Source organism: Vibrio sp. QJM3NY_35 (genome assembly GCF_057785915.1).
In genome coordinates this window covers 1,991,206-2,013,684 of sequence record NZ_CM173507.1, presented here as the reverse complement: position 1 = coordinate 2,013,684, position 22,479 = coordinate 1,991,206, and the positions used below count along the sequence as shown (strand labels likewise).

The following is a 22,479-nucleotide window of genomic DNA, read 5'->3' as shown; positions in this document are numbered from 1 at the left end:
AGGAATAGTAAAACGCACACGTAAAAAGGGCCTCAAATATTGAGGCCCTTTTAGTATCTAAAACTTGTGTATACGAGCTTATTAGCTTTCTAGCTTTTTACTTTGAGATAAAGAAGCAATAAAGCGACTAGTCGATTAGCCCATAGTCAGCGCGCAGAACATCAATGATCTCTTGCTTAGGATTTTCGCTCAAGACAATCTCAGCACCTGTGATTTTCGCAGCGATATCAAGGTAAGTACGAGACAGAGACATTAGCGAATCAAGAGGTAGTTCATTGTCACGAGCTAGTGCTTCACGTTCTGGCATACGTTCTTTGTTCAATAGAATGTCGGCATCAGGGAAGTAGTTAAGCAAGAACTGACGGAAGCCTTCTTTTGAGTTCTCAACGATGTTGCCGTTGTTGTATTCCTGAGTATCCCAAATGCGAGATGAATCTGGAGTACCAACTTCGTCCATGTAGATAAGTTTTTCTTTGCCCTGAGCATCGTTGACGTAACCAAATTCAAACTTAGTGTCGACAAAGGTTTGGTCTACTTTCGCCAGTGCTTGGCTGATCACGTTGAAGCCTTCTTTTAGCAGCTTCTCGTAATGCGCGATGTCACTTGCTTGAGTAAAGTTGAACGCTGCGAAGTTATCTTCGATGTTGTTACGTGTGATGTTCACATCGTCAGCTTCTGGAACACCAGGGATACCTTTCAAAATCCCTTTTGTTGAAGGCGTGATAAGTAGCTCAGGCAGCTTCTTGTCTTTCTCTAGGCCTTCAGGTATCTCAATACCGCAGAATTCACGTTCGCCGTTCGCGTAAGCACGCCACATAGAACCAGTGATGTATTGACGACAAATCGCTTCAATCATTACAGGGCGAGCTTTTTGTACAATCCATACGAATGGGTGAGGGATATCAAGGATATGACTGTCAGCAAGGCCGTTGTCTTTAAACAATTTGAACCAGTGGTTAGAGATAGCATTTAGAGCTGCTCCCTTACCTGGAACACCTTTCAGATTCCCTTCACCACGCCAGATACAATCAAATGCAGAGATACGGTCACTGATCACCATGATTGCTAAAGGCGCATCTGGTGCTACATCGTAACCTTTCTCTTTAATTAGTCGTTGGCTATCTTCTTCAGTTAACCAGTAGACCGAACGAACCTTGCCACTGTGGACAGGTTTATCAGTACGGATTGGTAGGTCATCATTTACGGCAAGAACTTGATCAGCAAGGCTCATTTAGACATTCCTATTTTTTATCAAACGTCATACAGAGAAGTGCGGTGTGCACATGATTAGACGGGCATTATACCCAATCTACTATTTGCTTCCAGAGAAAAAGCAAACGATTGCTAAATCTGTTGATCAAATAAAAACCCCCGCCTAACAATCCGCTAAAAATTTGGCGAATTGTAGGGCAGGGGAAGGCAGTATATTTGGACTGTGTTTTGGAGCTATGCTGTTAAGTTAACTTAAGTTTGTTAGCTAAAAGATTAAGCTATGTTTGTGGACCGTGTTTTTGAGCCAAATGTTATTAAGCATATGGTCTAGTGAATACGCTCTGAATTTGCATCCATAAAGAAGACTTCACATTGAAAGCGTAACCCCAATGTTCTTAGGTACTGTTGGCTGAACTGATCAATCGATGAACTTGCAACTATCGCACTTGCATTCTTAGATCGAATGGCTTTCTCGACAGTCTCTACCTCAGTCATTTGATGAGAGGCTTTCATATGAATAACGCGGTCGCAGCAAACATTATGTTGCTTAAGCTGCTTAGCCGATGGTCTTGGTGTTTGAGCCGTAAACAGTAACCACTGATGTTGATTGGACAGCAACGCCATTCTTGCAAACAACGCTTCCTCGTTTGAATTTTTGCTTTTACGAGAAACTGATGTAAATGCGCAGTGAACTAGCGGGCTAGAGTGTTGGGCTTTAACGTGTGCTTGAATCATTTTGCTGTCCTTATATACATGCTGTATGTGTATACAGTAGTTTTAGTCGCTTATAAGATCAAGCGTTTTTTGCGGGATTATTGGACGATTTAGTTTGTAATTATGGATGGAAAACAATTAAATCATTGAAATAATGCGATAAATTAAATTTGAATGAATTTACTGTCTTGTCTCATAAGTTGAAAAAATGTGAGCTTTATACATCTGTATAGAAGAGAGAAGAGAGAAGATCTAAAACCGCAGGCACAAAAAAAGCGCCTTAGGCGCTTTCTTATATTTCACGGTGTTGCTTATCTCAATGTCGCTTGGGAGAGTTTTGCTCTCATTTCCATTTCACCAATATTGAACTGGCGAACATCAATGGTTGCAATATCATTGCATTCTTTACATGCATGATGACACTTACCATCTAGGTAGTCGTGCTTTTTAACTAGGCTTGGCTTTTTGCACCAATCACAAACGCCTTCTATTGTGAACATATTCTCTCCTCACCTGTTTAAGTCAGGTGTATTTTCGGCGCAGATTATGACACAAGTAAGACCCATTAGTTAATAGTTTGTTACCCATTTTTGAGAGGGGGATCGATTGCAACACCAATAAAATCGATATCTTTAAGAGCTTGAAAAATGAATATGTGTATTTGTTTACGGTCTTGTAACATTTTGTGAAATGGTTTTTAGCGCATTGTTCAAACGTTTCATTTCTTCGTCACATCCGTGACCATCTGGATGGTAGATCTTTGATAGCTGTTTGTATCGGATCTTGATGCTTTTCTGGTCAGGAATTGAGCTGGGCGTGTAGCCAAATAGCGCGCAAGCCACCTGTAAATGACTTAGACCTTTGCTGTTTTTCTGCTTTTTCAATTCGTGGAACATAGTGTGCAGCTGGCGTTTTTGCTGCTTAATCGTAAGGTCCTTCGAGCTAAGCTGTGCTTCAAGTGATTGTTGTTGCTGTCGCGAATCACCCGACTTTAGAGCTTGTCTTTTTCTTGAGATAACGAGCGTCGCAATGATGCTGACCATTGAAATCAACACGGCTAAGGCTGTGCCAATCAGATAGTCTGAATGCGTTAGGTTAGAACTGGAGAGGTTAGAGCGTGATGCTTGGTTAGATTGAACGTGCTTAGATAACCCCTGACTTGTGTCTATTTCAGAGTCGATGCTGTCATCGAGCTGTTCTATTGAAGAGATCTGTTTTGCACGTTGCTGGTTGAATTGTGCTTCCAAAATGCGGTTGTAGCCGTCTTCTGCTTGTGGATTATCTTTTAAGGCTGCTTCATACCATAGCTGCGCTTTATCTAATGGTTGAAGGAGGTCTTGTTCTAGCGAGGATTCGTAGAGTTTTGCGACCTCGATAGGCGCGCGCTGGTTACCTTGCAACGCTGCTTTAATAAACCATTCCAAAGCAAGCTTGTTACTTTGTTCAACACCTGTACCTGCCAAGTACCATTCACCCAGTCTAAATTGCGCGTTTGGGTTGCCGTTTTCTGCTGACTGCGTGTACCAATACAATGCATCACTGGTGCTAACAGGAACGTCGACACCCGATTCATAAGCTTGAGCCAATTGGTATTGAGAAACTGGATCTTGAGGTTGTGATTCTAGTGAAAACTCATCACTGCTTGCTGCGTGCACGAAATGTGTGGTGAACAACGGTATCGTGGAAAAGATGAGGGCTAGAAATAGAGTTCTAAGAAGTGATGATGGCAGAATGTTGGATAGGATCAGCAAAAGATAAGTCTCGTAAAAAAGCCCAGAATCGATATGTCAGTATGAATACGCTTTATGGTCGTTGATTATTATTATCACGTTAAATGAGTAACATAACTGATAATCAACTATATAGAGGTTATTTCAATAGATAAAGACGGACTGGGCTTTAATCGTGCTACTTAAGCGGCAAGATTTGAATTTCTACGCGACGGTTACAAGCACGACCTTGAGAGGTGTTGTTGTCACACAGAGGGTAACGCTCACCGTTACCACGAGCAATGGCACGACCTGCAGCAACGTCTTGAGAGATCAAGAATGCACGAACAGATTCAGCACGACGCTCAGAAAGGATTTGGTTCGTCGATTCGCTGCCAGTGCTGTCAGTATGACCTTCAATCACTAGGCTAGTGTCTGGGTATTCAACGAGGATGCGAGCCACGCCGCGAAGGGTGTTGTGAATGCTTGATTCCAAAGCGTAAGAGCCAGAATCAAAACCGATGCCGTTTTCTAGGCGAAGTAGAAGTTGGTTCTCACCGACACGTTCAACTTGAACGCCTGAATTCATTAGCTCTTCACGAAGGGCTGCTTCTTGTCGGTCAAAGTAGTAACCAATACCACCACCAACAGCCGCACCACCTGCTGCGCCGATAAGTGCACGTTTACCACGGTCTTTAGAGTCACCAGTTGCAGCACCAGCAACGGCACCAGCGAGTGCACCAATTAGAGCGCCTTGAGTTGCAGAGTTAGTCTCAGATTCGCCAGTTGTCGCGTTTTGGCGTTGAGTTGCCTGACAACCCGTTAGAGCGACAGCAAGTGCTAGGGCTAGTGTGATTTTCTTCAACGTATTTTCTCCATCATGTACTTCTGTCAAACGAATGAATGTGAATGACAAACATAGTCCTGTAAATCTTATTGATGGTTTTTATCAATACGCTGAAGCAATGTAAAGTGGCTCTATGATTTAGTTATCTTTTTAGCTGCCTGGGTGCCGCCAACCGGTCGATTAACAGACAATTTACGACCTTTCTTCAAACCAACTTCATAATCAGCAGTAAGGTTTTTCATCGCTTCTTTGAGTTGTTGCTTGAACGTTTCGCGGTCTATATTTTTGAATTCTTTATCAATGTAGTTATTGATCTTGTTGTTTGATTCGTCGTCTGGAGTGATGGTTGGCAGCTTTTCAAGCGCACCTTCTACCCAACCTGAAACAAACGAGTTAACGCGACGTGTCACTTCTAAGGATCCTGTGCCTGAGCCAGCAAAGCTATTTCTGAATTGGCCAGTGTGCTCATTCAGTTCGCGATAAATAATATCGAACGCAAAGGCTGCGAAGATAGCGCGATCGGCTTCACCAATGAACTCAACACGCTTAAGGCCTTTGTGATTCAGTAACACGGCTTCTACGCCAAACTTGGTGTTGATACCGCGAATAACACGCAGCAGTGTAGAACTGATATTTGCAGGTAACAGGTGACTGGACTGAGTTTTCCCCATCTTGATAAATTCAATATCGTCTTTTTCGAGACCATATTTCAGCATCAAGTTATGCGCCATTTTTATCGCATTGGCAGCTTCATTGACGTTCGCAGAATTTCCAAGCTCAAGACACTTGGCAATTTTCTTTAGGGCTTTTTTCTTATCCATCGACAATTTAATCAGTACCGCAAATTTTTAAAAGTCCAACATTTTACATGTTTTCGCGGGTAACAGAAAGGCAAAACTCGTTTGATGACTCAGTGAGACGGGGAATATCGGACAGCAGAAGCTAGCTTGGTTACACAAACAAAAACGCCATCAAGAGCATTGATGGCGTTAGTGACTTGATTTTTTAGAGTGACTAGAGCATTAGCACGCTAGATACCCAGTTCATCGAGTAGATCTGCTGCAGAATCGTTGCCTGAGCTTTGTGCTGGCTTGTTTGATTCTTGCATTTTTTTCTGAGTTGCTTCAAGAATGCTATCCGGGCATTCGTCTTCTGCGATTTCAAATTCTTCCAACTGGATGAACTCTGTCTTATCCATTGCAAGCTCAAGATAGAAGATGTTGTTATTTGCAGTAGAGAAGGTCACACGGCGAGCTTGTGGGCGATCTAGGTTGGTATCAACAGACAAGTTCACTTGCTTGTTCAGCGCAAGCATTTTCGGTTGGTTTTGTGTGATGTTGGTTTGCAGCTCTTTGCGGATTTTATTGGTGAAATCGCCAACCAATTGGTTCATCAACTCACCCAATACATCACCCACTTCGTCTGAAGTATGAAGCACAGCAAGCTCGTTTTCAGGCATGCCCATATTGCGCATGTAATTGGTGTAGATCTCTAGCGCTGCTTTGGACGTAAAATTAATAACAACGAGACCAGAAAAGCCGCCGTCAAACAGAACGAAGCAACCAAAATCTGGCTTTAGGCTTGTCTTGTTGATCTTTTGAACCATGGCTGAATAGGACACCTGAGAAGCCGTCGCTGAAGTCAGTACGCTTGAGACTGATTGGCATAGTTTAAGAAGGATATCTTCAGTTGTGACTGTTTTGTTTTTTTTCATTGTGATGTGCTCGTGGAGATGTCTTAAACAAAATGTTATTCAGTATATTGTTACTGAATTAAGACGAAAGTGACTATTTCTCCATTCTTGCACTGAGATTCTGATTTGATCACCTTTTTATATGATCTTAATAGTAGTAAAGTGACGAAATTCAAAGAAAATTATTAAAAATCTCAGATAACCCAATGCTGATAGGATCAGCGAAGTAGGGGCAGGAAGCAAATGTTACCAAGACTTCAACTCAATGCTGATGTCGATCCAGTTGTCGTACGCTTTTTAGATGAACTAAAAACAGCGGGCTTTACTGGCGACATTGAATCTCAATTTTCTAGCCGTTTGGCTGTGGCGACTGATAATAGTGTCTATCAGCAATTGCCGCAGGCGGTCATCCTTCCTAAAACAACGCAAGACGTTGTGCTTATCGGTAAAGTGGTTTCTAAATCCGCTTACGAACGCGTGACTTTTTCCCCTCGTGGCGGCGGTACCGGAACCAACGGACAATCTTTAACAAAAGGTGTCGTGGTTGACCTGTCGCGATACATGAATAAGGTTCTTGAGATTAACGAGAAAGAAGGCTGGGTAAGAGTTCAGTCTGGTGTCGTTAAAGATCAATTGAACGACGCTGTTCGCCCTTATGGTTACTTTTTCTCTCCAGACCTTTCTACCAGTAACCGAGCAACCTTGGGTGGCATGATCAATACCGATGCTTCGGGCCAAGGGTCATTGAAGTACGGCAAAACGTCTGACCATGTATTGTCGCTGCAAGCGGTGTTCGCAGATGGTTCATGTCTAGAATCTGATTTATCACACGGCTTACCCGTTGAGGGTGAATTCGCTCACCATGCACTTGCAGTAACTGAGGCGGTTTGTCGAGACAAGCGCGCTCAAATCTTAGATAAATTCCCTCCGTTGAACCGCTTTTTAACAGGTTACGATCTAAAGAATGCAATCAACGAACAAGATGACAGTTTTGACCTGACTCGCGTTCTATGTGGCGCAGAAGGTTCTTTAGCATTCATTACAGAAGCAAAGCTCAACCTAACGAAGATTCCAAAAGCGCGCACACTGGTTAACGTGAAATACAACACGTTTGATTCTGCACTGCGTAATGCGCCGTTCATGGTAGAAGCGAAAGCACTGTCTGTTGAAACGGTGGATTCAAGAGTATTGAACTTAGCGAAGCAAGACATTGTTTGGCACACCGTGAGCGACCTGCTGACCGATGTTCCTAATAAAGAGATGCTTGGTATCAACATGGTTGAGTTTGCAGGACAAGATGAAGCGGAAGTTGAACAGCAAGTTCAAGCGCTGACTGCACGCCTTGAAACCATGGTTGAAAGCGAAGAAGCCGGCGTGATTGGTTTCCAAGTTTGTAGCGATTTGGCGAGCATTGGCCGAATCTACAACATGCGTAAGAAAGCAGTGGGTCTGTTAGGTGCGGCGAAAGGCCGAGCTAAGCCAGTCGCTTTTGCTGAGGATACTTGTGTACCACCAGAAAACTTGGCGGATTTCATCTCTGAATTTAGAGTGTTACTCGATTCAAAAGAGTTGAATTACGGCATGTTTGGTCACGTTGACGCGGGCGTATTACACGTTCGTCCAGCATTGGATCTGTGTGATCCGATGCAAGAAGCCTTGATGCATGAAGTCTCTGATGAAGTGGTTAAGCTGGTGGCTAAATACGGCGGCTTGATGTGGGGTGAACACGGTAAAGGCTTCCGTTCTGAGTATGGCCCAGACTTCTTCGGTGAAGAGCTGTTTACCGAATTAAGACGTGTTAAAGCAGCATTCGACCCGCATAACAAGATGAACCCTGGCAAGATCTGTACGCCTTTAGAAAGTGACGCTGAATTGGTGAAGGTTACTGATACCAAGCGTGGCTTTTACGACCGTCAGATCGACGTACAAGTTCGTGACAGCTTCAAGCAAGCGATGGAATGTAACGGTAACGGCTTGTGTTTCAACTACGACACTAGCTCGCCAATGTGTCCTTCAATGAAAGTCACGGCTGACCGTCGTCATTCACCAAAAGGCCGCGCAGGCTTGGTAAGAGAGTGGTTGCGTCAACTGACTGAACAAGGCGTTGATATTCTCGATTTAGAACAAGAAGCGCTGAAGGATAATACTCCGGTTAAAACCATGGTGGAACGTGTTCGCAACACGATGAACAAACGCCACGAGTACGATTTCTCACATGAAGTTCATGAAGCGATGAACGGTTGTTTGGCGTGTAAAGCGTGTGCGAGTCAGTGTCCGATTAAAGTCGATGTGCCGAGCTTCCGTTCTCGATTCTTAAACATTTATTACTCGCGTTATCAACGCCCTGCGAAAGATTATTTAGTGGCGAACATTGAAACCATGCTGCCGCTGATAGCGAAAGCGCCAAAAGTAGTGAACGCTGCATTGGGGCAAAAATGGATACAAACCGCAACGGCGAAAACAGTTGGCTATGTCGATGCGCCGTTGATGTCAGTGCCTACGCTAAAAAATCGTCTGGCGAGCAAAGAGCTGCAACTCTTCGATTTACAGTATCTAGAAGGGCTCTCTTCTGAGCAGAAGAAACAGCACGTGTTGATCGTTCAAGACCCGTTTACTAGCTTTTATGATGCAGAGGTAGTCGAAGACTTCGTTACTCTGGCTCAGAAGCTTGGCAAAACACCGGTGTTATTGCCGTTTAAACCAAATGGTAAAGCACTGCACATCAAAGGCTTCTTAAGTCGTTTTGCGCGTGAAGCGAAATCAACATCGGATTTCTTGTCAATGGTTGCTGATATCGGTATACCTTTGGTGGGTGTTGATCCTGCACTGGTGCTTTGTTACCGCGATGAATATGTTGAGATCTTGGCTGACAAGCGCGGAGACTTTGATGTACTGACAGTGCATGAATGGTTAATGCCATCGTTGGGTGAGTTTGAAGCACGTTCTGCAAGTGAAGAGATGTGGTACTTGTTCGCTCACTGTACTGAGAAGACCAAAATGCCGAACGCTGAAAAAGAGTGGGGTGCTATCTTCAAACACTTTGGTGCTGCGTTAACCAGCGTTCCTGTCGGCTGTTGTGGCATGGCGGGCACCTTCGGGCACGAAGTCGATAAGCTACAAATGTCGAAAGATATATACGGTTTAAGTTGGAAGCCAAGGATGCAAGACTTACCGAAAGAGCGTTGCTTAGTGACGGGTTATTCCTGTCGAAGCCAAGTGAAGCGTTTTGAGGGTGAGAAGCTTGCCCACCCATTACAGGCGCTCGCAAAAATTCTTTAATACATTTAGCCCAGCAATTGCTGGGCTTTTTTCTAAACTAACAATGGAATTGTTAATAAGGAAAGCTATGAGATTTCTAGAGTTAAAAGTACCACCCGTTGCACTGTTCATTATTGTATTCATGGCCTCGTACTTCTGTGCTCAGCAGTTGAGCCAAGGAACATTGGCACTGCCTTATGGAATAGCTGTGCTCGGTATCGGGATTGTATTGAGTGGCGTTATTGGAATATCAGGCATATGGGAGTTTCGTAAACAGAAAACCACCGTTAATCCGATCAAAGTCGAAACCGCATCCGCAGTCGTGGACAGTGGAATTTTTGGCTACACGCGAAACCCAATGTATCTAGGGCTATTTATCCTACTGTTTTGCTTTGGCTACTTCTTCCAAAACCTATTCAGTGTTTTGCTCAGTTTTGTATTCGTAATCTACATGAATCAGTTCCAAATTAAGCCAGAAGAACGCGCTCTAGAGCAATTATTCGGTGCGGAATATGTTGATTACAAACAAAAGGTTAGACGCTGGATCTGATGTGGATTCAAATACAATTAAGTAATCAGATAAGAATTATTATCGTTTGGTTGATCTATATCACAAATTAATGTGTTTTAGGTTTCATATTGATTTCTTATAAAATAGTCTGCGCTTCATTATTAAAATGAATAAAGGCTAGGTAATGAAAATTGTTCAGGCGAAATGGTTGTCGCTAGGTGTCTGTGTAGTGAGTCTGTCTTCAACGTCGGTGTTGGCAGATGTTTCAGCTCGAATTATAAACGGTAAAGAAGCAACACAAGGAAATTGGCCATTTATGGCTGCGCTAGTCTCAAGAAACGTGAATGCTTATGACGGTCAGTTTTGTGGTGCGAGCTTTATTGGCGAGAGATATGTCCTCACCGCTGCTCACTGTGTAGAAGGTAATGGCCGTGAAGATCTCGATGTGGTGATTGGCGTATCCAATCTTTCTACCTCTCAAGCAGCACAACACAGGTACGCTGTTGAAAATATATATTTACATCAGTATTACACTCCTAATCCTATAAGTAACGACATAGCCATTATTGAACTCGTCGATAAGCCATCGGAGTCTGTGGTTAATCTCGCTGATGCCTACATGCGCGGTAACCTGAATGATGGTCAGATTCTAACCGTCATGGGCTGGGGAGATCATGACGCATCAGATGATTATGCATCGAAGAGTGAGCTGTATCAGGTGGATGTTCCTTTAGTTAACCAGTACGAATGTAATAGCGTTTCTCACAGTGGCTATGCGTCAATTGGCAGTGATGCATTCTGTGCGGGTTACAGTGATGGTGGTTATGACTCTTGTCAGGGTGACAGTGGTGGCCCAATCGTTGTCTCGACAAATGGAACATATGAGCAACTAGGCATTGTAAGTTGGGGTAAAGGCTGTGCACAGGCCAATGCCTATGGAGTGTACACCAATATTAGTTATTTCGATGATTGGATTAATGAGCAGAAAGCAGGGTTTAGTTATCGTCAAATGGAAACGTTAGGTGCAAGATTATTGGCGCCTATCTCACATACCTTTGAATTTACCAATAAATCTGACCAAAACATCGAAGTAAACCGTGTTTATCCAATCTCTGGTAGTGATACTTATATAACTAATGATGGGTGTAGCACTTTAACTGCAGGGCAAAGCTGTGAAGTAGTGGTGAGTTATAACCTAAACTCAATTGGCGAACATAAATTTGGCATTAATGTTGAAACTGATTCACTACTGGGCACGGTTACATCAACGGCTTCTGTTATAGGGGCGAGATCTGTAACGAATACTGTAAACTCTTATGTGAGTGTACCAAACGGTGGTGTCTACAGCACACAAGCGTGGGGTACCGAAGGATCAACAATCGTCTCTCCATCAATAGGTAGCGGCGAATCGATAATGTTGGTTGTAGAGGGTATACCGACCGGGACAGTGTCTTTCGATGTGACGGTATCGTCTGAGTTGGATCATGATTACCTTGAAGTCTATATTAACGGACGAGAATTCTATGTAGATTCGGGTGAACTTGCTGGCTCGCTAAGCCTTCCGCTGGTGAGAGATTCTAATAATAGTTTTGCTATTAAGTATGTCAAAGATGGCTCCGTTTCCCTCGGGGATGACAGAGTTACGGTCAACAACTTTGCTTATGCCGATGAGATAAAGACACCCGATCCAGATGGTTCGCAGGATGCGAGAAGCTCTGGTAGCAGTGGCGGTTCTCTGGCTTGGCATTGGTTATTTATGCTTTTAGGCGGTTTGATTGTACGAAAGTTACCTTCACCACTGAAGTTTAAAAAGTAACCAGTACAAATATAATTTGATGGTTAAGAACTAAAAAGCCCAGCTTGAGGATATCAAGCTGGGCTTTATTGATCTTGTTCTAGAGCTATTTACACCACTTGATGTAAATAAGAATGCTGATTATGCAGCGGCTGCGAACTGAGCTAGAAACATCTCTTTGCGCTCGTTGAAGCGGTTTACTAGGTCGTCTACAGAAGCTTGGTCGTATGGCTTAAGACCACTTGCTACCATGCGTTTCACGCCTTTACCGACTACTTCACCGTCTTCTTTGAAATCGAAGTTCAGGGTCACGATGCCACGTTTGCCTTCAACATCAAAAGTCGCGCCAGAGAATTCAACTTCTGGGTGAGACAGGTCTAGGCGAGTAAATTCAACTTCCATGCTCTCGTAAATCACAAGAGGACGTTGGCAGTTGATCATCATTTGTTGTTCTTCCATAAGAGGAACCATGATGTGCGGGAAGTTCATACCAGAGAACTTAACGTAGTTTGTTACCACGTGCTCGATGAATGCTTGGTCGTGGCTCTTTTCACCTTCACAAGACATGTGTAGGTACTCTTTGCCTTTCTCGTCAACCAGTGAGCTTTCTTTCTCACATTTGTTGTCAACGCTTAGCGCAATACCGTTACCCACCATACCGGAAAAATCAAAACGCATTTTTTGGCTGATGCCTTCTTTCTGTAGAAGAACTGCAAACAAAAGGTCGCCAGGCACGCAGAAGCGCTTGTTGTCTTCATCGTGAATTGGGTTGAAGTCAGCGGCTACTTTTTTAGCAAAGTGGCTAGCTTGTTCACGAGTGAATTGAAATTGATTGTCTTCAGTAGAAAAGTAAGGTGTCAGAAACATAGTATCGCTATTAGTCATCAAATCTGGGGTGGATTATAGCTAACTAACTTCGCTCTAATGGTCTATCCAGTTAACTTTGCTTATATATCAATCGATTAGATAAATACGTTGGATGGTATGTGACGATTTTAAGGGGAATATGGTCTTTGGCTCAATGCAACAAGGGCTAATCAATAGCCCTTGTTTATATAAAACTCTAATGGGTGTTGTTCAGATTGTTTCTCCCTTAAAAGCTACACAGAATACCTTCTGGCATTAGGTGATTGTGCACTGATAATTTGAGCAATAGGTTCGCTTGCTCGATATCTGGTGAGAAGTAGCGATCTTTGTCGTAGAAGCTGACTTTCTCGCGCAGTATCTGTTTTGCTTCTTCTACTCGAGGAGAAGAGAGATTTGGTGCTCTAAAATCTAAGCCTTGTGCTGCTGCTAAGTATTCAACAGCCAAGATGCCACGGGTGTTTTCTGCCATGTCACGCAGTCGACGACCCGCAAAGGTTGCCATAGATACGTGATCTTCTTGGTTTGCCGATGTTGGAAGGCTGTCTACTGATGCTGGGTGTGCCAGTGTTTTATTCTCGCTTGCCAGAGCAGCAGACGTTACTTGAGCAATCATAAAGCCTGAGTTAACGCCGCCGTTATCGACTAAGAAAGGTGGAAGTTTGCTTAGTGCGCTATCAATCAACAGTGCCATTCTTCGTTCAGAAAGGCTACCAATTTCTGCAATCGCAAGTGCTAGGTTATCCGCTGCCATTGCCACAGGTTCTGCGTGGAAGTTACCACCTGAAATAATGTCGCCGTCTTCAGCAAATACTAATGGGTTATCCGATACCGAGTTCGCTTCAACGTTTAACGTTTCTGCTGAATTACGAATTTGCTGTAAACAGGCACCCATCACTTGAGGCTGACAACGCAACGAGTAAGGGTCTTGAACCTTTTCACAGCAAGTGTGTGACTCACCAATCTCACTCTTTTGATCAAGCATATGGCGGTAAGCAAGCGCGGCATCCATTTGGCCACGATGACCACGAACGCGATGAATTCGAGGATCAAACGGGCGACGACTACCCAGTGCGGCTTCAACAGACATTGCACCACACACAGTCGCAGACGCAAACAAGTCTTCAGCTGCGAACAGACCTTCTAATGCAAAGGCAGTCGATGCTTGTGTGCCGTTTAGCAGCGCTAAGCCTTCTTTCGGCGCAAGTGTTATTGGCTCCAAGCCAGCGATCTGCATTGCTTCTAAGCCAGTTATGATTTTGCCGTTGTGGCGTGCTTGGCCTTCACCTAGCAGAACGGTACTCATGTGGGCGAGGGGAGCAAGATCTCCAGATGCACCTACTGATCCTTTTTGTGGAACACATGGGTAAACCTGTGCGTTCACAAGATCGATAAGGGCATTAATCACTTTGAGGCGAATACCTGAGTAACCACGAGACAAGCTGTTAATTTTTAACACCATCATCAAGCGCACAGTTTCATCAGACATGAATTTACCAATGCCCGCTGCGTGAGAAAGTACGATACTTTTCTGTAGTACTTCTAAATCTTCAGGGGCTATTTTGGTATTCGCTAATAAGCCAAAACCTGTATTGATGCCATACACGGTGCGATCTTCAGCAATCACTTGCTCGACAACGTGCATGCTCGCTTCAATATCTGGAATCGCTGCTGGATCAAGTGATAAGTTCACAGGGCTACGGCTAATCTTACGCAGTTCAGGTAGGCCTAGAAGTCCTGGTTTAAGTAATAAATTCAACATGTTCTCTCCAGACATTAAAGGCGACGAAGTTCTTCGTTTAGCATAGGTAAATCAAGCTTCTGCTCTTTAGCACACTGCTTGGCAATATCGTAACCCGCATCAGCATGACGCATAACGCCAGTGGCCGGATCATTGTGAAGTACACGAGCAATGCGCTGTGATGCGTCTTCACTGCCGTCACAACAAATCACCATACCTGAGTGTTGCGAGAAGCCCATACCAACGCCACCACCGTGGTGCAAAGAAACCCAAGTTGCGCCGCCCGCTGTGTTCAGAAGGGCATTCAATAGAGGCCAATCTGATACCGCATCTGATCCATCCATCATGCCTTCTGTTTCGCGGTTCGGGCTTGCTACTGAGCCTGAATCTAGGTGGTCTCGACCGATAACAACGGGTGCTTTCAGTTCACCATTTTTAACCATTTCATTGAATGCTTGGCCTAAGCGTTCACGGTCTTTCAATCCAACCCAACAGATACGAGCTGGTAGGCCTTGGAACTGAATGCGTTCACGTGCCATATCTAGCCAGTTATGTAGATGTGGGTTGTCTGGAATCAGTTCTTTTACTTTTTGGTCTGTTTTGTAGATGTCTTCTGGGTCACCAGACAGTGCCGCCCAACGGAACGGACCGACGCCTTCACAAAATAAAGGTCGTATATATGCGGGAACGAAGCCTGGGAAATCAAATGCGTTTTCCACACCTTCTTCCAGTGCCATTTGGCGAATGTTGTTGCCGTAATCTACGGTTGCAGCACCACGGTACTGAAGATCTAGCATTGCTTGAACTTGAATCGCCATCGATTGTTTAGCGGCTTTCACCACTTTTGCTTCATCAATGGTGCGCTCTTGTGCGGCTTTCTCCATCGTCCAACCTTGCGGCAAGTAGCCGTTCAGAGGATCGTGGGCAGATGTTTGGTCGGTCACCACGTCAGGCGTGATATTACGTTCAACAAGCTCTGGGAATACGTCTGCGGCGTTACCTAATAAGCCAACAGAGATTGGCGTGCCTGACTCTTTAATCATTGCCATCGCTTCATCTAAGCTGGTGGCTTTTTTGTCTACATAGCCAGTACGTAAGCGGTAGTCGATTCGTGATTCATCACACTCCACGGCGATCATTGAGAAGCCAGCCATCGTTGCAGCAAGAGGTTGAGCACCGCCCATGCCACCAAGACCACCCGTTAGAACCCATTTACCGTTCGCTTCACCTTGGAAGTGCTTCTTCGCAATCGCGACAAAGGTTTCGTAAGTACCTTGAACGATGCCTTGAGAGCCAATGTAAATCCAGCTGCCTGCTGTCATTTGGCCGTACATCATCAAGCCTTCTTTATCGAGCTCGTTGAAGTGTTCCCAGTTTGCCCAGTGTGGAACAAGGTTCGAGTTAGCGATCAGTACGCGAGGTGCGTTTTTATGAGTCGGGAACACGCCTACAGGTTTACCTGATTGAACAAGTAACGTTTGATCGTCTTCTAAACGTTCTAATACTTCAACAATCTTGTCATAACATTTCCAATCACGCGCAGCGCGACCGATACCGCCATACACAACCAGTGCATGTGGGTGTTCTGCCACATCTGGGTCTAGGTTGTTCATCAGCATACGCAGCGGTGCTTCTGTTAACCAAGATTTAGCGCGCAAAGTGGTGCCATGAGGTGCGCGAATTTCGCGAGTCGTGTCGAGACGAGGGTCACTGTTGTGGTGTTCCGTCATTTTGGAATTCCTTCTGTTTCACGTTATATCGTTGTAGTTGTAGCTATCGGTATAGCTGGATTAGTCGCTGGCCATTGCACTGGCTATATCCCAACACAAACGTGCCGCCAATCGAGCCGTTTGGCCATCGACGTCGTAGTCTGGGTTGTATTCCGCAATGTCCGCGATAATGAGTTTTTCACTGTGTTGGAAAATCTGTTCGAGAAAAGGAGCGAGTGCTTCATAGCTCACGCCTCTTGCTGCTGGTGCACTGACACCCGGTGCAGTCGCCGCGGGGAATACATCGAGATCAATGGTGACATAGAGGTAATCACACTCAGCGATGAATTTTTGCAACTTAACCAGTTGAGCGGCTTGGTTTACTTGGGTCATGTTGCGGTCGTGTTCATACCACACACCAAGTTGGTCGGCTTTGTTGAATAGCGCTTTGGTATTGCTGGCTGCACTCACACCAAGGCAAGCGTAGTGAAACGGCCATTGATGTATGTGGCAGTAATCACTTATCTGGTTAAAAGGCGTGCCTGAGCTCGGTTTAATATCGGCGATTTCGCTTTCAAATTCACGAAGATCAAAGTGAGCATCAAAGTTAACGATGCCGATCTTAGGATTGTGTTCTGATTGAATGTTATTTAGGTGCTCAGCGAGACCTTGAAAAGAAGCCCAAGCCACTTCGTGACCACCGCCAAGGGTAATCACTTTGTTGGTTGATAAAGCATTAGCAATAACAGAAGCACACTGTTTTTGGCTGACTTCGAGCTGGCCATCATTGCACTCGATATCACCAATATCTGCGATGTGTGCGTCACTGTGCCAAGCCATATTAGCCAACGCTTGGCGAATCAGGTTGGGTGCTTGTTTCGCGCCCACGCGTCCTTTATTTCTTGCGACACCGGCATCGCTGGCAAAGCCCACCAAGGCGATAGCGCTGTCAGTCAGATCGTCACTTAAATCACTACTTTGCACTTGCTTGGTAATGTGATGAACGCGAGTACCGAGTGCGTCATCTTCAAGATCATTACGCCCAGTCCACACAAAGTTATGTACGGTTTTTACGTTCTCTTGGATGCCGTTGGACTTAGATTGAGTCATGACACACCTCGCCATTAACAATGCGTTTATGCAGATGAGGAACACCGACTTGATAGCTCAAGTCGGCAGGGTGCTCGATATTCCAGATAGCTAAATCTGCGGCATAACCCACTTCGACTTTGCCTTTGGTTTGTGAGTCGCCAATGGCAGCCGCAGCATTACACGTCACGCCACGCAGTGCTTCTTCAGGCGTTGTGCCAAACAGGGTGCAGCTCATGTTCATCATTAACGTTAGGTCAGCAAAAGGAGAAGTACCGGGGTTTAAGTCGGTCGCTATCGCCATTGGAATGTTGTGTTCGCGAAGTAGGGCAATAGGTGGCTGTTGAGTCTCTTTTAGGAAATAGAAAGCACCGGGTAATAAGGTTGCAACTGTGCCTGATTCCGCCAGCGCTTTGACTCCGGCTTCATCTAAGTATTCAACATGATCAACAGAGAGAGCACCGTATTTCGCTGCAAGCGCACTACCACCCATATTAGAAAGTTGTTCAGTGTGGCCTTTAATCGCGAGGCCATGTTCTTTGGCCGCTGCAAATACGCGTTCGGTTTGTTCTAGGTTGAAGCCGATAGATTCGCAGAACACGTCAACTGCATCGGCGAGTCCTTGCTCTGCAGCTTTAGGAATGATCTCTTGGCAAACCAGATCGATATAGCTGTCCGGTTTCTCTTTATATTCTGGTGGAATAGCATGGGCAGCAAGGAGAGTGGTCGTGATCTTAATACGGCGATGATTCTCTAACGCTTTGGCTGCACGCAGCATCTTGAGCTCATCTTCAAGTGTTAAACCATAGCCAGATTTTACTTCGATGCTGGTTACGCCACTTCTTAGCAGACCATCAAGTCTCGGCAAGGCCATTTCAACCAGTTCGGATTCTTGCGCTGCGCGTGTTGCAGTGACTGTCGCTAGAATGCCACCGCCTTGCTTGGCGATGTCGGTGTAAGACACACCATTCAAACGCTGCTCAAACTCGTTGGCGCGATTACCCGCAAATACGAGATGAGTATGGCAATCAATTAACCCAGGTGTTACTAGCTTGTTTTTGCAGTCATAGGTGACGTAATCCAAAGAACCATCAACACTTACTTGTTCTAATTCAGAAGCAAGTGCCTCGTGGTTTGAACAAGAGATGGATACGATCTTACCGTTTTCGATAACGATATTTTGAGGGGAAGAGGGCTGATAACCATCGGCTCCCGAACTCATGGAGACCACTCGTGCGTTTTTGAGGATCAAATTCATAATCACCTAGATCTTTGCTAAACATTAAATGTATATACAAATAAATAGGCTAAACGCTGACCCGAATCAAGTTGATGTTGCAAAAATGTGATCGGCGAGCAGGATGATGTTCTTTAATCTAGAAGTATCTTGGAGCTTAATTTGTACTTAGAGCCGGGATGGTAGAGCAATGCAAAGCTGATGAGCCGTTCTTTGCTCCATGTTCTTCTATTCAAAAGAAGGCAAGGCTCTGATTCAGAAAGCTTTAGTGACGTTCTGATCTGTAAGTCTGGAATAATGGCTTCAACCGTGTGTTCGATAGCACTTAACGGGCAGCTTTTTGAAAGGTATTCGTTGGGTGTAGAGCTTGAAAAGTCTTGCTCTAGGTATTTTGGAGCGGCTCGAGAGTTCACCCAGCGCGCTTCCAATTGTATCGGTGTATTGTCGGCAAAGTGGATGATTTCACTATAAAATACTTCAGCGTTAATCATCACACCTAACCGTGTAGCCGTGCTTTCATCAGCCTTGATACTATCGTGTTTGATAACTTGGCTAGTATACGTTTGGCCACGGTCTTTGATCTCTTGCGCGATGTTGTTGATATCAAGCAGAGGAGATTGCGCTTTTTCGTCAGGCTCACAAACAAAAGTGCCCAGTCTTGGCTTCCTGATGAGCTTGCCTTCAGACACCAGATCTCGAATGGCTTTATTGACCGTCATTCGACTCACATTGAACTGCTCGGTGAGTTCGAGTTCTGTGGTTATCTGGTAACCCACTGGCCAGTGACCACTGGTGATATTGTCGTCTATGAACTGTTTTATCTGAAGGTAGAGCGGCGCTTTCGACATAATGAAACCTTATTTGACTATACAAATAGAGTAACGGATTTTTTCACGATTTCAACATTTCCTCGGGCAATGTGACCTTATTCAACATAGATGGGGCAAATTGCTTGATTCTGTGGGGCAAGTGTCGCAAATTGTCACGCAATAACTATTCGTAAATCAAATAATTACAAAGGGAAATAATATGTTTAAGAAATTAAAGGCCTCGTTGGGCATCGGTGCAGCAAAAGTTGATACCGTCTTAGATAATATTGACGTTTTCCAAGGTGGAGAGTTGTCTGGCAATGTTCACATTGTTGGTGGTGACGTTGAGCAACAAATCGACCTGATTAACTTAGTTCTCAACACCGAAGTAAAAGTCGAAACGGAAGACAGCACCAGTTACGAAACTTTTTCACTAGGTCGTATTCAAGCGGTAGAACCATTTGTGATCCAATCGGGTGAAACCAAATTGGTGCCATTCCGTCTTAAGTTAAATGATGAAACGCCAGTCACCGTCTTGAACGCACAAATGAACCAATGCCATGTGTGGGTTGAAACCAACCTAGATATCGGCTTCGCGATCGATCCTAAAGACCGCGACTTTATCTCCGTTCATCCACTACCAACAGTCGCTAAAATCATCCAAGGTGTGGAAGCATTGGGCATGGCAATGGTGAAAGCAGACGTAGAGAAGGGCTTCTTGAAAGGCAACAGCTTTGCTTCTCGCTCTGGCTGTTACCAAGAGATTGAATTTCGCAGTGGCGGCTTCATGAATAACAAAGAGATCGAACTGTCATTCATCGTAGATGGTTCTATGGTTCACTGCCTAGCAGAAATCGACCGCTCACTGAGCTTCCGCGGTGACCAATACATTTCATTCAGCTTACCTGCTAACGCGGCTGACTCAGACATCCACAATGCAGTCTCAAGAATCATGAGTGCGTAGTTCCCTTTCTGTTAGTAGTCGCTTTTTCTATTAATAGAGACAAGACAGTACGATTTCTATAGCCGAACTTATCCGTTCGGCTTTTTTGTATTGTAGATAAAGCCAACGAATTACTGATTGAGCTATGGGTTAGGCGTTAGAAGTATCTATATAGAAGAGACATTTCAGTCATATAGTTTTGTGGTGCTGCGGGACTAACATTGTCATTTCATATTATTTCGTTACAATGTTTGGCTACTCACAAATGGGGCATCTGTATTTGCTTCTATGTGGGTATCTTTATTATGCATATATCCCCAATCAGCGTACTAGTTGATTGAAAGACATATATTAAACATTTTCATGTGTTGCTTGGTGTGCAACACCACTGTAAAGGACAAATAATGCCAATTATTACTCTTCCTGACGGTAGTCAGCGTCAATTTGACAACCCTGTATCAACTCTAGATGTTGCCCTATCAATCGGTCCTGGTCTTGCGAAAGCAACCATTGCTGGTCGTGTAGACGGCGAGCGTGTTGATGCTTGTGATCTTATCGAAAACGATGCAAGCCTAGAAATCATCACAGCTAAAGATGAAGTTGATGGCCTTGAGATCGTTCGTCACTCTTGTGCTCACCTTTTAGGCCACGCGGTTAAGCAGCTTTTTCCAGAAGCGAAAATGGCGATCGGTCCTACTATCGATAACGGTTTCTACTACGATATCGACCTTGAGCACTCTCTAACGCAAGAAGATCTAGAAAAGATTGAAAAGCGCATGAAAGAGTTAGCGAAGACCAAGTACCAGGTTGTTAAGAAGAAAGTTAGCTGGCAGGAAGCGCGCGACGCATTCGAAGCTCGCGGCGAGACTTACAAGATTGAAATCTTGGATGAGAACGTTTCTAAAGACGATCGTCCAGGCCTGTACCATCACGAAGAATACATCGATATGTGTCGTGGTCCACACGTACCTAACATGAGCTTCTGCCAGCACTTCACTCTACTTAACGTAGCGGGTGCTTACTGGCGTGGTAACAGTGACAACAAGATGCTTCAGCGTATCTACGGCACTGCATTCCACGACAAGAAGGCGCTTAAAGCTCACCTTGTGCGCTTAGAAGAAGCGGCTAAACGTGACCACCGTAAAATCGGTAAAGCGCTTGACCTATTCCACATGCAGCAAGAAGCACCAGGTATGGTGTTCTGGCACCACAACGGTTGGACTATCTTCCGTGAGCTAGAAGTATTTATTCGTCAGAAGCTGACAGAGTACGATTACCAAGAAGTTAAAGGCCCATTAATGATGGACCGTGTTCTTTGGGAACGCTCTGGTCACTGGGATAAGTATGCTGAAGCAATGTTCACAACCTCTTCTGAGAACCGTGAATACGCTATCAAGCCAATGAACTGTCCTGGTCACGTTCAAATCTTCAACCAAGGCCTGAAATCTTACCGTGATCTACCGCTACGTATGGCTGAGTTCGGCTCATGTCACCGTAACGAGCCGTCTGGCGCACTTCACGGCATTATGCGTGTTCGTGGTTTTACTCAAGATGATGCACACGTATTCTGTACTGAAGACCAAGTTCAACAAGAAGTTAAAGCTTGTATTGAAATGGTTTACGATACTTACACAACTTTCGGCTTCGAAAGCATTGTTGTTAAGCTATCTACTCGTCCAGAACAGCGTGTAGGTTCAGACGAAATGTGGGACCGTGCAGAGGCTGACCTTAAGCAAGCGCTAGAGGCAATGGACATTGCATACGAGATTCAAGAAGGCGAGGGTGCGTTCTACGGACCTAAGATTGAATTTACTTTGCATGATTGTTTGGACCGCGCTTGGCAATGTGGTACAGTGCAGCTCGATTTTGCATTACCAGAACGTTTAGGTGCTACTTACGTAGGTGAAGATAACGAGCGTCACACGCCAGTTATGATCCACCGCGCGATTTTAGGTTCACTAGAACGCTTCATCGGTATTCTTATTGAAGAATACGCTGGCTTCTTCCCAACGTGGTTGGCGCCAGAACAAGCAGTTGTAATGGGCATTACAGACAAACAGTCTGAATATGTACAAGAAATTACGAAAAAACTGCAAAAAAGTGGATTTAGAGTCAAAGCAGACTTGAGAAATGAGAAGATTGGCTTTAAAATCCGCGAACATACTTTGAAACGTGTACCGTTCATGCTTGTGTGTGGTGACCAAGAAATGGAAGCCGGCGAAATTGCAGTACGTACACGTAAAGGTAAGGACCTTGGCAAATTTAAAGTGGATGACTTTATTTCATACATCCAAGCCGAGGTTTCAAGCCGTAAGCTCAATCTGGAGGAATAGCTATTAAAGGCGGAA

Annotated in this window: 18 protein-coding genes; 5 read left to right on the top strand and 13 right to left on the bottom strand. The window is 44.7% G+C overall.

Annotated features, from left to right (window positions below; translation table 11 throughout):
• Nucleotides 1-127: 127 nt before the first annotated feature.
• The 7 genes from AC3CH3_RS09075 to AC3CH3_RS09045 form a co-directional block, all read right to left on the bottom strand.
• Entirely contained in the window at nt 128-1,231 is a 1,104-nt protein-coding gene (locus tag AC3CH3_RS09075; RefSeq protein ID WP_019821856.1) for a phosphoribosylaminoimidazolesuccinocarboxamide synthase, read from the bottom strand.
• A gap of 308 nt (nt 1,232-1,539) precedes the next feature.
• Nucleotides 1,540-1,947 (bottom strand): SulA-like leucine-rich domain-containing protein, encoded by a 408-nt coding sequence (locus AC3CH3_RS09070; protein ID WP_017072931.1) that lies wholly within the window; start codon nt 1,945-1,947, stop codon nt 1,540-1,542.
• Between the two features lie 290 nt (nt 1,948-2,237).
• Entirely contained in the window at nt 2,238-2,426 is a 189-nt protein-coding gene (locus AC3CH3_RS09065) for a hypothetical protein (RefSeq protein WP_004733419.1), read from the bottom strand.
• A gap of 165 nt (nt 2,427-2,591) precedes the next feature.
• Nucleotides 2,592-3,677, bottom strand: coding sequence for a tetratricopeptide repeat protein (locus AC3CH3_RS09060; protein WP_488537009.1), 1,086 nt, complete (start codon nt 3,675-3,677; stop codon nt 2,592-2,594).
• A gap of 157 nt (nt 3,678-3,834) precedes the next feature.
• Nucleotides 3,835-4,500 (bottom strand): YiaD family glycine zipper/OmpA-like lipoprotein, encoded by a 666-nt coding sequence (locus AC3CH3_RS09055; RefSeq protein ID WP_488538173.1) that lies wholly within the window; start codon nt 4,498-4,500, stop codon nt 3,835-3,837.
• A 113-nt stretch (nt 4,501-4,613) separates the two neighbouring features.
• Nucleotides 4,614-5,303 carry a DUF2786 domain-containing protein gene (locus AC3CH3_RS09050; protein ID WP_123961915.1) on the bottom strand — a complete coding sequence of 230 codons (690 nt, stop codon included), beginning with the start codon at nt 5,301-5,303 and terminating at the stop codon, nt 4,614-4,616.
• A gap of 209 nt (nt 5,304-5,512) precedes the next feature.
• A complete protein-coding gene (locus AC3CH3_RS09045) occupies nt 5,513-6,196 on the bottom strand; it encodes a DUF3334 family protein (protein WP_019821868.1) in 684 nt (227 codons plus the stop codon).
• A 222-nt stretch (nt 6,197-6,418) separates the two neighbouring features.
• On the opposite strand from AC3CH3_RS09045, the gene ydiJ reads away from it, so the two are divergent.
• The 3 genes from ydiJ (at nt 6,419) to AC3CH3_RS09030 (ending at nt 11,760) form a co-directional block, all read left to right on the top strand.
• Nucleotides 6,419-9,454, top strand: a complete 3,036-nt coding sequence (gene ydiJ / locus AC3CH3_RS09040) for a D-2-hydroxyglutarate dehydrogenase YdiJ (RefSeq protein ID WP_488537008.1) — start codon at nt 6,419-6,421, stop codon at nt 9,452-9,454.
• A gap of 67 nt (nt 9,455-9,521) precedes the next feature.
• The gene (locus AC3CH3_RS09035) at nt 9,522-9,983 is read left to right on the top strand and encodes a methyltransferase family protein (protein ID WP_019821872.1); all 462 of its coding nucleotides are present in this window, start codon (nt 9,522-9,524) and stop codon (nt 9,981-9,983) included.
• A gap of 151 nt (nt 9,984-10,134) precedes the next feature.
• Nucleotides 10,135-11,760, top strand: a complete 1,626-nt coding sequence (locus AC3CH3_RS09030) for a S1 family peptidase (protein ID WP_488538172.1) — start codon at nt 10,135-10,137, stop codon at nt 11,758-11,760.
• Between the two features lie 120 nt (nt 11,761-11,880).
• Here AC3CH3_RS09030 and AC3CH3_RS09025 read toward each other — a convergent pair whose 3' ends face one another.
• From AC3CH3_RS09025 to hutC, 6 genes are all read right to left on the bottom strand, one after another.
• The gene (locus AC3CH3_RS09025) at nt 11,881-12,606 is read right to left on the bottom strand and encodes a DUF3581 domain-containing protein (protein WP_010438254.1); all 726 of its coding nucleotides are present in this window, start codon (nt 12,604-12,606) and stop codon (nt 11,881-11,883) included.
• Between the two features lie 226 nt (nt 12,607-12,832).
• Nucleotides 12,833-14,365, bottom strand: coding sequence for a histidine ammonia-lyase (gene hutH / locus AC3CH3_RS09020; RefSeq protein ID WP_102428045.1), 1,533 nt, complete (start codon nt 14,363-14,365; stop codon nt 12,833-12,835).
• Between the two features lie 14 nt (nt 14,366-14,379).
• Nucleotides 14,380-16,074 (bottom strand): urocanate hydratase, encoded by a 1,695-nt coding sequence (hutU, locus tag AC3CH3_RS09015; protein WP_019821879.1) that lies wholly within the window; start codon nt 16,072-16,074, stop codon nt 14,380-14,382.
• Nucleotides 16,075-16,134: 60 nt separating this feature from the next.
• Nucleotides 16,135-17,163, bottom strand: coding sequence for a formimidoylglutamase (hutG, locus tag AC3CH3_RS09010; RefSeq protein ID WP_488537007.1), 1,029 nt, complete (start codon nt 17,161-17,163; stop codon nt 16,135-16,137).
• Nucleotides 17,150-18,400 carry an imidazolonepropionase gene (gene hutI / locus AC3CH3_RS09005; RefSeq protein WP_488537006.1) on the bottom strand — a complete coding sequence of 417 codons (1,251 nt, stop codon included), beginning with the start codon at nt 18,398-18,400 and terminating at the stop codon, nt 17,150-17,152. Before hutI ends, hutG begins: the two co-directional genes overlap by 14 nt.
• Nucleotides 18,401-18,513: 113 nt before the next feature.
• Nucleotides 18,514-19,227, bottom strand: coding sequence for a histidine utilization transcriptional repressor HutC (gene hutC, locus AC3CH3_RS09000; RefSeq protein WP_488537005.1), 714 nt, complete (start codon nt 19,225-19,227; stop codon nt 18,514-18,516).
• A gap of 181 nt (nt 19,228-19,408) precedes the next feature.
• Here hutC and AC3CH3_RS08995 point away from each other — a divergent pair, with 181 nt between their 5' ends.
• A complete protein-coding gene (locus tag AC3CH3_RS08995; protein ID WP_488537004.1) occupies nt 19,409-20,152 on the top strand; it encodes a sporulation protein in 744 nt (247 codons plus the stop codon).
• Nucleotides 20,153-20,535: 383 nt separating this feature from the next.
• Nucleotides 20,536-22,464: a threonine--tRNA ligase gene (gene thrS, locus AC3CH3_RS08990; RefSeq protein WP_016768282.1), complete on the top strand. Its 1,929-nt coding sequence runs from the start codon at nt 20,536-20,538 to the stop codon at nt 22,462-22,464.
• Nucleotides 22,465-22,479: the final 15 nt, after the last annotated feature.